Source organism: Pseudomonas violetae (assembly GCF_023072615.1).
GTDB classification, from domain to species: domain Bacteria; phylum Pseudomonadota; class Gammaproteobacteria; order Pseudomonadales; family Pseudomonadaceae; genus Aquipseudomonas; species Aquipseudomonas violetae.
The window spans coordinates 47,543-61,034 of the sequence record NZ_JAKNRW010000014.1; the positions used below are offsets into that span (position 1 = coordinate 47,543).

Annotated in this window: 11 protein-coding genes and 1 other RNA gene; 8 read left to right on the forward strand and 4 right to left on the reverse strand. The window is 59.3% G+C overall.

What is annotated here, in order from left to right; translation table 11 throughout:
• The first annotated feature begins 104 nt into the window (after window positions 1-104).
• The 8 genes from L9059_RS17355 (at window position 105) to L9059_RS17390 (ending at window position 10,050) form a co-directional block, all read left to right on the forward strand.
• Window positions 105-1,799, forward strand: coding sequence for a lactate permease LctP family transporter (locus L9059_RS17355; RefSeq protein ID WP_247292194.1), 1,695 nt, complete (start codon window positions 105-107; stop codon window positions 1,797-1,799).
• A gap of 151 nt (window positions 1,800-1,950) precedes the next feature.
• Complete coding sequence (locus L9059_RS17360; RefSeq protein WP_247292195.1) at window positions 1,951-2,775, forward strand: (Fe-S)-binding protein; 825 nt, start codon at window positions 1,951-1,953, stop codon at window positions 2,773-2,775.
• The gene (locus L9059_RS17365; RefSeq protein WP_247292196.1) at window positions 2,772-4,226 is read left to right on the forward strand and encodes a LutB/LldF family L-lactate oxidation iron-sulfur protein; all 1,455 of its coding nucleotides are present in this window, start codon (window positions 2,772-2,774) and stop codon (window positions 4,224-4,226) included. The genes L9059_RS17360 and L9059_RS17365 overlap by 4 nt, the downstream gene beginning before the upstream one ends.
• Window positions 4,226-4,897 (forward strand): LutC/YkgG family protein, encoded by a 672-nt coding sequence (locus tag L9059_RS17370; RefSeq protein WP_247292197.1) that lies wholly within the window; start codon window positions 4,226-4,228, stop codon window positions 4,895-4,897. Before L9059_RS17365 ends, L9059_RS17370 begins: the two co-directional genes overlap by 1 nt.
• On the forward strand, window positions 4,894-7,713 hold the full coding sequence (locus L9059_RS17375; RefSeq protein WP_247292198.1) for an FAD-binding and (Fe-S)-binding domain-containing protein: 2,820 nt from the start codon (window positions 4,894-4,896) through the stop codon (window positions 7,711-7,713). Before L9059_RS17370 ends, L9059_RS17375 begins: the two co-directional genes overlap by 4 nt.
• A 116-nt stretch (window positions 7,714-7,829) precedes the next feature.
• Entirely contained in the window at window positions 7,830-8,111 is a 282-nt protein-coding gene (locus L9059_RS17380; protein ID WP_247292199.1) for a hypothetical protein, read from the forward strand.
• 98 nt (window positions 8,112-8,209) lie between these two features.
• Window positions 8,210-8,606: a transfer-messenger RNA gene (ssrA, locus tag L9059_RS17385) on the forward strand.
• A gap of 187 nt (window positions 8,607-8,793) precedes the next feature.
• On the forward strand, window positions 8,794-10,050 hold the full coding sequence (locus tag L9059_RS17390) for an integrase domain-containing protein (RefSeq protein ID WP_124334002.1): 1,257 nt from the start codon (window positions 8,794-8,796) through the stop codon (window positions 10,048-10,050).
• Between the two features lie 148 nt (window positions 10,051-10,198).
• Here the strand turns inward: L9059_RS17390 and L9059_RS17395 are convergent, their stop codons facing one another.
• Genes L9059_RS17395 through L9059_RS17410 form a run of 4 tightly spaced genes read right to left on the reverse strand, consistent with a single transcriptional unit; the run spans window position 10,199 to window position 13,178 of the window.
• A complete protein-coding gene (locus L9059_RS17395) occupies window positions 10,199-10,468 on the reverse strand; it encodes a hypothetical protein (protein WP_247292200.1) in 270 nt (89 codons plus the stop codon).
• Entirely contained in the window at window positions 10,465-11,448 is a 984-nt protein-coding gene (locus L9059_RS17400; RefSeq protein ID WP_247292201.1) for an integrase domain-containing protein, read from the reverse strand. Before L9059_RS17400 ends, L9059_RS17395 begins: the two co-directional genes overlap by 4 nt.
• Window positions 11,432-11,785, reverse strand: a complete 354-nt coding sequence (locus L9059_RS17405; RefSeq protein WP_247292202.1) for a hypothetical protein — start codon at window positions 11,783-11,785, stop codon at window positions 11,432-11,434. Before L9059_RS17405 ends, L9059_RS17400 begins: the two co-directional genes overlap by 17 nt.
• The gene (locus L9059_RS17410; protein WP_247292203.1) at window positions 11,772-13,178 is read right to left on the reverse strand and encodes a YfjI family protein; all 1,407 of its coding nucleotides are present in this window, start codon (window positions 13,176-13,178) and stop codon (window positions 11,772-11,774) included. Before L9059_RS17410 ends, L9059_RS17405 begins: the two co-directional genes overlap by 14 nt.
• Window positions 13,179-13,492: the final 314 nt, after the last annotated feature.

The following is a 13,492-nucleotide window of genomic DNA, read 5'->3' on the forward strand; positions in this document are numbered from 1 at the left end:
CCAGAAGGCTTTTACCCTAGCCAACAGCGATTGTAAATTGGTATTACCAATTAACCAAGCACGCTGACCAGTGCCTGACCAACAACAATTAGGGGCCACCCCATATGCAAACCTGGCAACAGCTCTATACCCCGCTCGGCAGCCTTGGCTTCTCCGCGCTCGCCGCCGTTATCCCCATCGTGTTTTTCTTCCTGGCGTTGGCGGTGTTCCGCCTCAAAGGGCACGTGGCCGGCAGTATCACGCTGGCGCTGTCCATCGCCGTCGCAATCTTCGCTTTCCAGATGCCCGTCGACATGGCGTTCGCCGCCGCAGGCTATGGCTTCGCCTACGGTCTGTGGCCGATTGCGTGGATCATTGTCGCCGCTGTGTTCCTCTACAAACTGACGGTCAAGAGTGGTCAGTTCGAGGTCATCCGCAGCTCGGTGTTGTCGATCACCGACGACCAGCGTTTGCAGGTTCTGCTGATCGGTTTCTGCTTCGGTGCGTTCCTGGAAGGTGCTGCCGGTTTCGGTGCGCCGGTAGCGATTACCGCCGCATTGCTGGTAGGACTCGGCTTCAATCCACTGTACGCCGCGGGCCTGTGCCTGATCGCCAACACCGCGCCAGTGGCCTTCGGTGCCTTGGGGATTCCGATCATCGTGGCCGGGCAAGTGACCGGAATCGACGCGTTCAAGATCGGCGCCATGACCGGTCGCCAACTGCCGCTGCTGTCGCTGTTCGTGCCGTTCTGGCTGGTGTTCATGATGGACGGCCTGCGCGGCGTTCGTGAGACCTGGCCTGCTGCGCTGGTCGCCGGCTTGAGCTTTGCAATCACTCAATACTTCACGTCGAACTTCATCGGTCCTGAGCTGCCGGACATCACCTCGGCCCTGGCCAGCCTGATTTCCCTGACGCTGTTCCTGAAAGTCTGGCAGCCAAAACGCGCCGCCGGCCAACACATCGCCGGTGCCGTCTCTGCCTCGGTGGTGACCGCCAGCGCCGGTGGTTTCGGCCAACCGCGCACCAGCGTGGCATCCCCTTACAGCCTGTTCGAAATCATCAAAGCCTGGTCGCCGTTCCTGATTCTCACCGTGCTGGTCACCATCTGGACCCTCAAACCGTTCAAGGCAATGTTTGCTGCCGGCGGCTCGATGTACAGCTGGGTGTTCAACTTCGCGATTCCGCACCTGGATCAGATGGTGATTAAAGTCGCACCGATCGTGACTGCGCCGACCGCCATTCCAGCGGTGTTCAAGCTCGACCCGATTTCCGCCACCGGCACGGCGATTTTCTTCTCCGCACTGATCTCGATGCTGGTACTGAAGATCAATTTCAAAACTGGTCTGACCACTTTTAGAGAGACCATCTACGAACTGCGTTGGCCGATTCTGTCCATCGGCATGGTCTTGGCATTTGCCTTCGTCACCAACTACTCGGGCATGTCTTCGACCATGGCGCTGGTATTGGCAGGCACCGGCGCGGCCTTCCCGTTCTTCTCGCCGTTCCTTGGCTGGCTGGGCGTGTTCCTGACCGGTTCCGACACGTCGTCCAACGCGCTGTTCAGTTCGTTGCAAGCGACCACCGCGCACCAGATCGGCGTCAGTGATGTGCTGCTGGTAGCGGCAAACACCAGCGGCGGCGTGACCGGCAAGATGATCTCGCCGCAATCGATCGCCGTGGCCTGCGCCGCGACCGGCCTAGTGGGCAAGGAGTCGGATCTGTTCCGCTTCACCCTCAAGCACAGCCTGTTCTTTGCAACGATCGTCGGCCTGATCACCTACATCCAGGCCTACTGGCTCACCGGCATGCTGGTGCACTAAGACCTGCAAGCAGCATCGAAAAAACCGACGCCGGACCACGACTCCGGCGTCAGCTATTCACAACCCGGTCTGTAAGGCTGCTGAAAGCTTCCCTCTCTATATTCAGCAGCCTCAGCGGATGGATAACCGGGCCCACCCGGAGACACGCCTGATGAGCGAGCTTTTTTACAACGCCGTGCCGAACGCGACCCGCGTGGCCCCGCCACTACCTGAGCCTCGGCAATACCCCAGCGAGAAACCGTCACGGGTCTACCTGTTCGGGACCTGCGTGGTGGATCTGTTCTATCCCGAAGCCGGGATGGATGCGATCCGCTTGCTGGAACGCGAAGGCATTCGGGTCGAGTACCCGCAAGGGCAGAGCTGCTGCGGACAACCGGCCTACACCTCGGGTTACACCGAGCAGGCAAGGACCGTCGCGCGCTCGCAACTGGCGCTGTTCGCCGGAGATTACCCGGTGGTAGTGCCGTCGGGATCGTGCGCCGGGATGTTGCGCGAACACTATGCCGACTTGTTCAAGGACGAGCCGCAAACGCTGAAACAGGTTCAGGCACTGGCGGCCCGGACGTATGAACTGGCTGAGTTCCTGCTGTTTGTCTGCAAGGTGCAGCTCAAGGACAGCGGCGAGCCGGTAAAAGTGGCGTTGCACACCTCGTGTTCGGCGCGTCGTGAGATGAACACCCACCTGCACGGTCGCGAGTTGTTGTCGCAACTGAGCAACGTGGAGCGAGTCGACCACAGCCACGAAAGTGAATGCTGTGGCTTCGGTGGGACTTTCAGCGTCCGTATGCCAGACATTTCCGGCGCGATGGTGGCTGACAAGACCCGGTCGTTGAAGGAGTCCGGCGCGCATCAGGTACTGAGTGCCGATTGCGGTTGCCTGATGAACATCAACGGCTCGCTGGAGAAACAGAAGGAATCGTTGCGCGGCCTACACCTGGCCAGTTTCCTTTGGCAGCGAACCGGAGGTGTTCTATGAACGCTTCCGCGATTATTCCTACGGTTGCCGTAGAAGAAGATTTTCGCACCCGAGCCCACACGGCACTGGGTGACCCGCAGCTGCGAAATAACTTTCGCACGGCGATGGATTCATTGATGAGCAAACGGGCAGCGTCTTTCAGCGATGCCCACGAAAGAGAACACCTGCGAGCGCTCGGCAACGCCGTCCGCGCCCGTGCTTTATCCAAGTTGCCCGACCTGCTCGAGCAGCTTGAACAGAACCTGACCCGCAACGGTGTGACAGTGCACTGGGCGGAAACGGTGGACGAGGCCAATGGCATCGTCCTCTCGATCATCCGCGCTCACGAGGGGCGGCAAGTGATCAAGGGCAAATCGATGGTCAGCGAAGAAATGGAGATGAATCATTTCCTTGCTGATCGGGGCATTGAATGCCTGGAATCGGACATGGGCGAGTACATCGTCCAGCTCGACCACGAGAAGCCTTCACACATCATTATGCCGGCAATCCACAAGAATGCCGGCCAGGTCGCGTCCTTGTTCCACGACAAACTTGGCGTGGAGTACACCAAGGACGTTGACCAACTCATTCAGATCGGTCGCAAAGTCCTGCGGCAGAAATTCTTCGAAGCAGACATCGGCGTCTCCGGTGTCAACTTCGCCGTGGCCGAAACCGGTACCCTGCTGCTGGTGGAAAACGAAGGCAACGGGCGCATGACCACCACGGTGCCGCCAGTGCACATTGCCGTCACCGGCATCGAAAAAGTGGTCGAGAACCTGCGCGACGTGGTGCCGCTGCTGTCGCTGCTGACTCGTTCCGCCCTCGGCCAGCCGATCACCACCTACGTCAACATGATCTCCGGCCCGCGCCAGGAACATGAACTCGACGGCCCGCAGGAAGTGCACCTGGTGCTGCTGGACAACGGTCGCAGCCAGGCTTTCGCCGACAGCGAATTGCGCCAGACCCTCAACTGCATCCGCTGCGGCGCCTGCATGAATCATTGCCCCGTCTACACCCGAGTCGGCGGCCACGCCTACGGCGAGGTGTACCCAGGGCCGATCGGAAAAATCATCACCCCACACATGGTTGGCCTGGCGAAAGTTCCGGACCACCCCAGCGCCTCTTCGCTCTGCGGTGCGTGCGGTGAAGTCTGCCCGGTAAAAATCCCTATCCCCGCGTTGCTGCGTCGCCTGCGGGAAGAGAACGTCAAGGCCCCGGACAGCCCGAACCCGGTAATGCGCGGCCAGGGCAGCAAGTATTCGCGCAAGGAACGGTTCGTCTGGAACGCCTGGGCCAGGCTCAACAGTTCGCCGACGCTCTATCGCCTGTTCGGCTTCTTCGCCACCCGCCTGCGTGCCCTTACGCCCAGCAGCATGGGCCCGTGGACCCAAAACCACAGCGCACCAAAACCGGCTGCCCGTTCATTGCATGACATGGCTCGCGAGCATCTGGCCAGACAGGGAGATCGTTGATGAGTGCCAAGCAGAATATCCTCGGTAAGTTACGCAACAGTCTGACGGGAACCACGCCGGTGCCTGACGACTTCGACGTCGAACTGCTGACAGCGCCCTACACCTATGCGCCCGAACAACGCATCCCGCAACTGCGCAAGCTGATGGAAGCGGTGCACACCGAGATTCACCTGACGTGCGATGAACAGTGGCCGGCATTGCTCGCGCAACTGGTCAAGGATCGCCAGCTACCGAGTCTGCTGATCGCCCCGACCACTGCACACGGCCAACGCGTCACTCAGCATTGGGCGAACAATCCGCAGCTGCCAACACTCAAATCCTACAATCGCCCGATCGAGGAATGGAAAGCCGAACTGTTCCACGACACGCCGGCCAGCCTGACCACGACCCTGGGCGCCATCGCCGCCACCGGCAGCCTGATCCTCTGGCCAACCCGGGAAGAGCCGCGGTTGATGAGCCTGGTACCGCCGGTGCATTTCGCCCTGCTCAAGGCGAGCGAAATCCGCGACAACTTTTATCAGGTGCAGCAAGAATTCAAATGGGCACAAGGCATGCCGACCAACGCCTTGCTGGTGTCCGGCCCGTCGAAGACCGCTGACATCGAACAAGTGCTGGCCTACGGCGCCCACGGTCCGAAAGACCTGGTGGTTTTGATTCTGGAGGACCAATGACTTTACCGGCGGCTTTCCTGCGCGACGCGCAGCAACTGATCCCCCAGGAGCGGCGCTTCGACGACCCGCTGTCGACGCTGGCGTTCGGTACCGACGCCAGCTTCTACCGGCTGATTCCCCAGCTGGTGATACGTGTCGAGTCCGAAGACGAAGTGGTGGCGTTGCTCCAGCTGGCGCAACGGGACCAGGTTTCGGTGACCTTCCGCGCGGCGGGCACCAGCCTCTCCGGCCAGGCCATCAGCGATTCGGTGCTGATTGTGCTTGGGGATAACTGGAACGGCCGCGAGATCCGCGGCAAGGGCACACAGATTCGCCTGCAACCGGGGGTGATCGGCGCGCAGGCCAACGCATGGCTGGCGCCGTTCGGACGCAAGATCGGCCCGGACCCGGCGTCGATCAACGCCTGCAAAATCGGCGGCATTGTCGCCAACAACGCCAGCGGCATGTGCTGCGGCACTGCGCAGAATACCTATCACACCCTGGCCGGCATTCGCTTGGTGCTGGCTGACGGCAGCCGGCTCGATACCGAAGACGCCACAAGTGTCGCGGCATTTCGCCAGAGCCACGCTGCACTGCTGGAGCGTCTGGCGACACTGGGCCGCGAAACCCGCGCCAATACCGAACTGGCTGCGCGAATTCGCCACAAATACCGCCTGAAAAATACCACCGGCCTGTCACTCAACGCCCTGGTAGATTTCGACGAGCCTGTGGATATCTTGAGCCACTTGCTGGTGGGTTCAGAAGGCACGTTGGGCTTTATCAGCGCAGTGACCTACGACACCGTAATAGATCACCCCAACAAAGCCTCGGCGCTGATCGTCTTCCCGGATGTCGAAACCTGCTGCAATGCAGTCAGCGTGCTGAAGAGCCAGCCGGTGTCCGCCGTGGAACTGCTCGACCGCCGAAGCCTGCGCTCGGTGCAGGACAAACCCGGCATGCCGGCTTTCGTACAACAGCTGTCGAACAATGCCTGCGCGCTGCTGATCGAATCCCGCGCCGCGTCATCCACTTTGCTGCAGGAACAACTGGCGCAGATCATGGCGTCGTTGACTTCGTTCCCTGTGGAGAAACAAGTCGACTTCACTGAAGATCCCGTCGAGAACGCCCGACTCTGGGCGATCCGCAAGGACACCTTCCCCGCTGTCGGCGCCGTGCGTAAAACCGGCACCACGGTGATCATCGAAGACGTGACCTTTCCTGTGGAACAGCTGGCGATCGGCGTAAACCGCCTGATCGAGTTGTTCGATAAACATCACTACGACGAAGCGATACTGTTCGGCCACGCCCTGGAAGGCAACCTGCACTTCGTCTTCACTCAGGGCTTCAACAACCCGCAAGAAGTCGCGCGCTACCAGGCGTTTATGGACGACGTAGCGCAACTGGTCGCGGTGGAGTTTGGCGGGTCGCTCAAGGCCGAACACGGCACCGGACGCAACATGGCGCCCTTCGTTGAACTGGAATGGGGCAGCGATGCCTACCAGTTGATGTGGCAACTCAAGCGCCTGCTTGATCCCGCTGGCATTCTCAATCCGGATGTGGTGCTCAGCGAGGACCCGCAGATCCATCTCAAGCACCTCAAGCCCTTGCCCGCCGCCGACGAGATTGTGGACAAGTGCATCGAGTGTGGCTTCTGCGAACCGGTCTGCCCCTCCAAGGGAATGACCTTGAGCCCGCGCCAGCGAATCGTGATCTGGCGCGATATTCAGGCGAAGAAACGCGCCGGTGTCGACACCTCCGAGCTTGAAGCCGCTTACGAATACCAAGGCATCGACACCTGCGCCGCTACCGGGCTGTGCGCGCAACGCTGTCCTGTAGGAATCAATACCGGCGAGTTGGTGAAAAAACTTCGTGGTCGCAAGGCAACCAGCAAGAAAACCGCTGACTGGCTGGAAGGCAATTTCGCCACCGCGCTGCAAGGCGCGCGCTTCACCCTGCATGTGGCCAACGGCGCACGAATGCTGCTGGGTGCGCCGCGTTTGGCGAAGTTATCGGCGACCCTGACAAAACTGTCCAAAGGCCAGGTCCCACAATGGACCAACGCCATGCCACAGCCGGAAAAAGCCATTCGCTTCAGCCCGGCCCCCTCAGACGAGCGCCCTCGGGTGGTGTATCTGGCAGCCTGCGTGTCGCGAGTCATGGGCCCATCAGCCGGCGACAGCGAGCAGATGTCGCTGTACGAAAAAACCCGCGGTTTGCTGGAAAAAGCCGGCTACCAGGTCATCTTCCCGGACAATCTGGACAGCCTCTGCTGCGGTCAACCTTTCGCCTCCAAGGGCTATGCCGAGCAGGCCGAACACAAGCGTCAGGAGCTGATCGGTGCGCTGCTGCACGCCAGCCGTGGCGGGCTCGACCCGATCTACTGTGACACCAGCCCCTGCACCTTGCGACTGGTCCAGGACCTGGGCGACGTGCGCCTGGACCTGTACGACCCCGTTCGATTCATCCGTACCCACCTGATGGATCGCCTCGACTTCACCCCGCAGCAAGCGCCTATCGCCGTCCACGTCACCTGTAGCACCCAGCACCTGGGCGAGAGCCAGGCGCTGATTGACCTGGCGCGCAAATGCAGCACCAAGGTGGTCATACCCGAAGGCATCCACTGCTGCGGTTTTGCCGGCGACAAAGGCTTTACAACGCCGGAATTGAACGCACATTCATTGCGTTCGCTCAAGGATGCCGTGCAGTACTGCAGCGAAGGGATATCCACCAGCCGCACCTGCGAAATCGGCCTGAGCCAACACGGTGGAATCGATTACCACGGGCTGGTCTACCTTGTGGACCGGGTCACCCGGGCGCGAGTAACTGAAGAAAAATAGAACCCTTGCCCCTGGCTGTAGTCAACCGAGTAACCCGGCACTGCCGGGTTTTACTCAAACTCGGCAGCCCGTCCTGACGCCAGCCAAGCCTGGCGCTTCAGTTCAAGGAGATACACATGAAACGTTCTGTACTGTTAGGTCTGTTCGTTACTGCTTCCATGATGGCCTCTACTTCCTTCGCCGCCACTGAAGACCTCTGCGAAGTGAACCTGCAGACCATCGCCAATGCCAAGTCGCAGATCCAGGCGCCAGAAATCCAGACCCGTGTCGAGGCCAGCGTCCAGCAAGCCAAGGCTCACCAGGCAATGAACACCAAGGAAGGCACCGAGAAGTGCATCGCTGAAACGACCCAGACCATTCAAGACATCAAGAATGCCAGCAGCGGCACCAATAAGTGACTTCCACCCGGAAGGCGAACCTTCGGGTTGGCCTTCCGGGATGGTTTGACGTACACTGCACAGGCTTGTTGCTCACCAGATTCACGAGCAATGAGTTCGGGGCCGTTTAGGATTCGACGCTGGTCGCGAAACTTTAGGTGCATGCCGAGTTGGTAACAGAACTCGTAAATCCACTGTTGCAACTACTTATAGTTGCCAATGACGAAAACTACGGCCAGGAATTCTCTCTCGCTGCGTAAGCAGCTTTAGACCTGAGCTTCTGGTGCCTTCGGGCCCAGCAATCACTAGGGGATGTCTGTAAACCCGAAGTGATTGTCATATAGAACAGAATCGCCGTGCAGTACGTTGTGGACGAAGCGGCTAAAACTTACACAACTCGCCCAAAGCACCCTGCCCTTCGGGTCGCTGAGGGTTAACTTAATAGAAACGGCTACGCATGTAGTACCGACAGCGGAGTACTGGCGGACGGGGGTTCAAATCCCCCCGGCTCCACCACTTCAACATCTAAAGACGTCCACGGACGTCTTTTTTTGTGCCTGAAATCCAGTGAATACGGGGGTTTCATGGCTTCGGGGGGCTTTCCAGGTTTTTTGAGTTCCAGGCGGTTTGGTATTCCCAATGGTATTCCCGGCTACCCGGCGCTAATCTTGGGAATACCAAAAGGTGTCATGGAGTACTTCTCATGTGCGCTCAAACCACCCGCCTCTCCGACCGCCAGCTCAAGGCGGTCAAACCGAAAGACAAGGATTACGTCCTCACCGATGGCGACGGGCTCCAGCTGCGAGTCAGGGTCAATCGCTCGATGCAGTGGAATTTCAACTACCGGCATCCAGTAACCAAGAACCGAATCAACATGGCACTCGGCTCTTATCCCGAGGTTTCTCTTGCGCAAGCGAGGAAGAAAACCGTTGAGGCCAGAGAGCTGCTTGCACAGGGCATCGACCCAAAAGCTCAGCGCAATGAGCTGCAGGAAGCCAAACGAGCGGAAACGGAACACACCTTCGAGAACGTGGCCACCGCCTGGTTCGAGTTGAAGAAGGATTCCGTCACGCCGGCGTATGCCGAAGACATTTGGCGCTCCCTCACACTGCATGTTTTTCCGAGCATGAAATCAACGCCTCTCTCGGAAGTCAGCGCCCCAATGGTCATCAAGCTCCTTCGTCCAATTGAGGCCAAAGGCAGCCTCGAGACAGTTAAGCGAGTTAGCCAGCGCCTTAACGAGATCATGACCTACGGGGTCAATTCCGGAATGATCTTTGCCAACCCTCTCAGCGGCATTCGAGCGGTCTTCAAGAAACCCAAAAAAGAGAACATGGCCGCGCTACCAGCTGATGAGCTTCCCGAACTCATGATGGAAATCGCGAACGCCAGCATCAAGCGGACGACCCGCTGCCTGATCGAATGGCAACTTCATACCATGACCCGCCCTGCCGAGGCAGCCACCACTCGATGGGCAGACATCGACTTCGACAAACGCATCTGGACCATCCCTCCGGAGCGAATGAAAAAGCGTCGTCCGCACACAATCCCGCTGACCGAACATGCACTCTCGTTATTGGAGACGCTTAAGCCCCATAGCGGCCACAGGGAATATGTGTTCCCGTCAGATAGAAATCCGCGCACCCACGCGAATAGCCAGACAGCCAACATGGCATTGAAACGAATGGGCTTTCAGGACCGCTTGGTCAGCCACGGCATGCGCTCCATGGCCAGCACAATCCTGAACGAGCATGGATGGGATCCGGAGCTAATCGAAGTCGCGCTGGCGCATGTCGATAAAGACGAAGTTCGAAGCGCCTACAACAGGGCGGACTACATCGAACGTCGGCGCCCGATGATGGCTTGGTGGAGTGAACATATCCAGAAGGCGGCTACCGGCAGCCTGTCGGCATCTGCCATCAATCAAACCAGGGACCGTAACGTCGTGCCGATACGCTGAGCCGGCGACAATCCGTGTCGTGCAGCAGGGCGACTGAAGTGGCGACTATCGCTAAATCTGCCGTATGCCTGCGCTTCTTCGGCCAAGCCCCTGAGTATGGGAAGGCTCCGCATTCCCACACTCAGGGGCTCACGCTTAAAAGCGTCTATCAGACAACCACGAGTTGCGCCTTTCTGCTGCGGATCAGCCCTGCTGTTAACTCATAGTAATAGACGGTCGCTGGTGCTGAGCAACGCAGATAGTGCTCTAAAAACCATCTGGTGTGCTTTTCCTTCCAGGACCAGGGGGTCGCACAACTCCAGCGCTCACGAATCGCCTCGTGCATCCTTTCTGCCTGCCTGATATGCCGCTGCCGCGTGGAATGCGCACCTTTGAGCACGGGACTCAGAAACAACTCCATATCGAACTCGGACTTCATCGACGACCTCCGATGTAGGCACTCACCACGTCGATGCGGTTATGCCCCAACTCGTGGCTGATCTGCTGGCGTGCACGCAGATCGAGTGCTCGATCCTCTCGATGACAACGACCGCCATTAATGGGCGCGGAGAAGCCGGTCAGTTGCTCATAGCGCTCACAGGCGTAAGCCGCCCGTAGTTCATGAAAGCCTTTCAATCCATGTTCATGCAGGATGTCCCGTGCCGGTCGCACGATTGTCTGTAGGAAATCTTTGTAGCTTTCATCAGGTGTTAACAGATTCCGACTGCCCTTGGGTGAAGCCTCGCTGGCCCTGTCGAGGGCGCCACGAACTTGATCCGTGACCGCAATCCAACGCGGTGCCGATGCGCCTGATCGACCGCCTTTGGTGCCGTCCTGGATATTGATCTTGCCCAGTTGCTGAGCCTCACGTTGCAGCCGAGGCAAGTCCGCCAAGATCGCTTCACGCAGACGCATGCCGGTCTCCCGAGCAAGGAGCACAATGGCACTCACCCTCGATTGCTGGCCTCGCTCTGACAACGCCTGTGCGATCAACTCGATCTGGACATGGTCTTGGCCTTGCGGGGCCTCACTACGCACACCTGAGCGCTGCAAGCCAAGCGCTTTACTCGGACTGGGGATTTTGACGTACTTATCACCGCGCAGCGCGGCCATCGTTCGGTTCACGCTGGACAGGCGGTTCTGCGCGGTAGCGATGCCGACGTTGCCCTGATCAACCTGCTCGCGCAAATGGAAGGCGTACCGCATAAGGATCTCGCGGTCGATCTGTCGCGCGTCATTGAGCCTTGGCCCTTCCTCGGATCGACACCAACGCACGAATACCTGCCAGCGATCGCTATGGGTTTTGACGGTAGCAAAATGGCCGTCGCCAAACAGATCTTTCAATGCTTGCGGTCCGGCATAGCTGAGCTGGCGACCGAAGCCAAAATTACGTCCCGCTCGCTTACCGACCCGAGCCATTTTTCTGTTCCTGATCGACTGCAGCGAGATCATTCAAAAGGGCTTGCCAGTGCGCACTCACGATGGCGACCTGGGCCCAATCCGTCGGACGAAAACACAGCCTGTTATCGGAGACGTAGAGATGCGCGCCCTCCTCTTTCAACCATTGGATGATGGCTGTCGGCGAGGTGATAGCTTTATGGGGGGTGGCGACACCGGCGACACCGGCGACAACCCTTGTCCTGCCTGGCTTTGAGCGTGGCGACAAAGTGGCGACAGTCACGGCGACAAACCGCGCTTTCGGCTCCTTTTGACGTTGAGCCAGGTGGTTGCGCAGCGCTTCATCAAGATTGAACATGGCGCACCTCGAAGGTACAACCGTCAGTGCTCAGCCACTGATGATCAATCAACTCGACCAACAGCTTGGCGGCATGACGACTGCTCTTACGGGCAAATCGGGGACCATTGCGATTCAGCTCCCGAATACTGAAGCGCTTCCAATCTTTGACCTGCAGCCAGCGCAGCAGCCGGTCTGCCTCCTCTTTTACCCGGCACACCGGTTCCTGCTCGGTCAGGCGCTGGATCTCGGTGAGGTAATAGCCGACTAAGGCCGAGGCCCGTTGGATGTGATCGACCTCCACGAAGCTGCTCTCCTCCACGACTGCCAGATTGCCGGCGACGCGCAGCAGGTTGTCGGCGGCCTTCGATCCGCTAGGCCGTACGCTGGCCAACTCGCCAAACTCACCCAACTGGGCCTCGATGGCATCATGCAGATCAATCCAGCGACGACGAGCCAGTGGACTGAGGCTCAGCGGTGACAGCCGCAAGGCACCGTCAGCGGAAAGCGACCAAGGCTGATGAAACAGGGCCGAAAGACGGTGGTGATATCGCTTTAGGGCGGGGTCTTTGGACAAGTCGACAGCCTGGTAACTGCGTTGTCCGGCCAGGCTGGTGGGCCAGGTCATGAGGCAGCGACCGAGAATGCCTTGCCCCTGCAGCAACGGGTCACAGAGTAACTGCATGGCTAGATACGGTTGCAGCATCAGGTGCAGGCTTAAGCGTCGATCGTAAGCTCGCAAGCTTTCACCCACCATGGACCGCGCGCGATCTATCGGACTGCCGTCCCAGAGTGACGACAAGGCCGTAACCGCTTTCAAACGGTTATCTCGACTCATGGTGCTGCTCCCGAGGAATTGTCCCCCCTCGTCACAGAACAGGCCCATGCTCGGCAAGTCATGGCAGAGTCCCTTGATCAGGGCCTCGATAGTCGGATCCGTGGTGATCAGCCTAGGTGCAGAGGGCTCCGCTTCAAGCGGTACGCCGTTTGTGGGGTCGGGATCGCGAGGGTTGATACGCTGCGCCTGTCGCTGCGCGACACGGTACCGGGCGAGTTGTTCACGGTAGCGCTGCCACTGCTCACGCTCCCATTGCCGTGCTGGCAGCAATGCAAAACGATCTGCCGCGGTCTTGCGATCACCTGACGCGGCCACTGTAATCAGGAACAGCGACAGGGGGTAATTTCGTCCATCGAGTTGCAAGCCCGCATGACCTTGAGTGGCCAGCGCCGAGGCAGCCAAGACCGATTGTGCGGCCAGTGCCTGGGGCACGCCGATGACCTCGGCCATGCGCTCAACCGCAGGCCCAAGAATTCCACCCAGTGCCTGGACCGGATAAGGCTCGGCCACGGGGTTTGACTCAATCAGCGGTCGAGGCGGTCGTGGTAGTTCAAGCTTCGGATCTAACTGCTGCATGTGCCCTCTCCTCGGTAATTGCTGGTTGTCCTCACGTAGTCCCGCCACGGCTGTTGAGTGTTATCAGGGATCAAGGCCCCTGCGGCCTGTGAGGTGTTCACTGACGTGGAACGCACGGCTCCTTACGGCCGGGAGCGAGGGCATGACCCCATGAACCTGACCTCCTTGACGTATCCAAAGACACGGGCGGGTGGAGGCTGTGCCGACTGACGAGTTCGGCACCTGGAGATCCTGAGTGGGAGAAGGCAACAACATCGACACCTGGGGCATGTCTGACTGTCAGTCAGGTGCAGCCTTTCCTTAGGCTGCGGCAC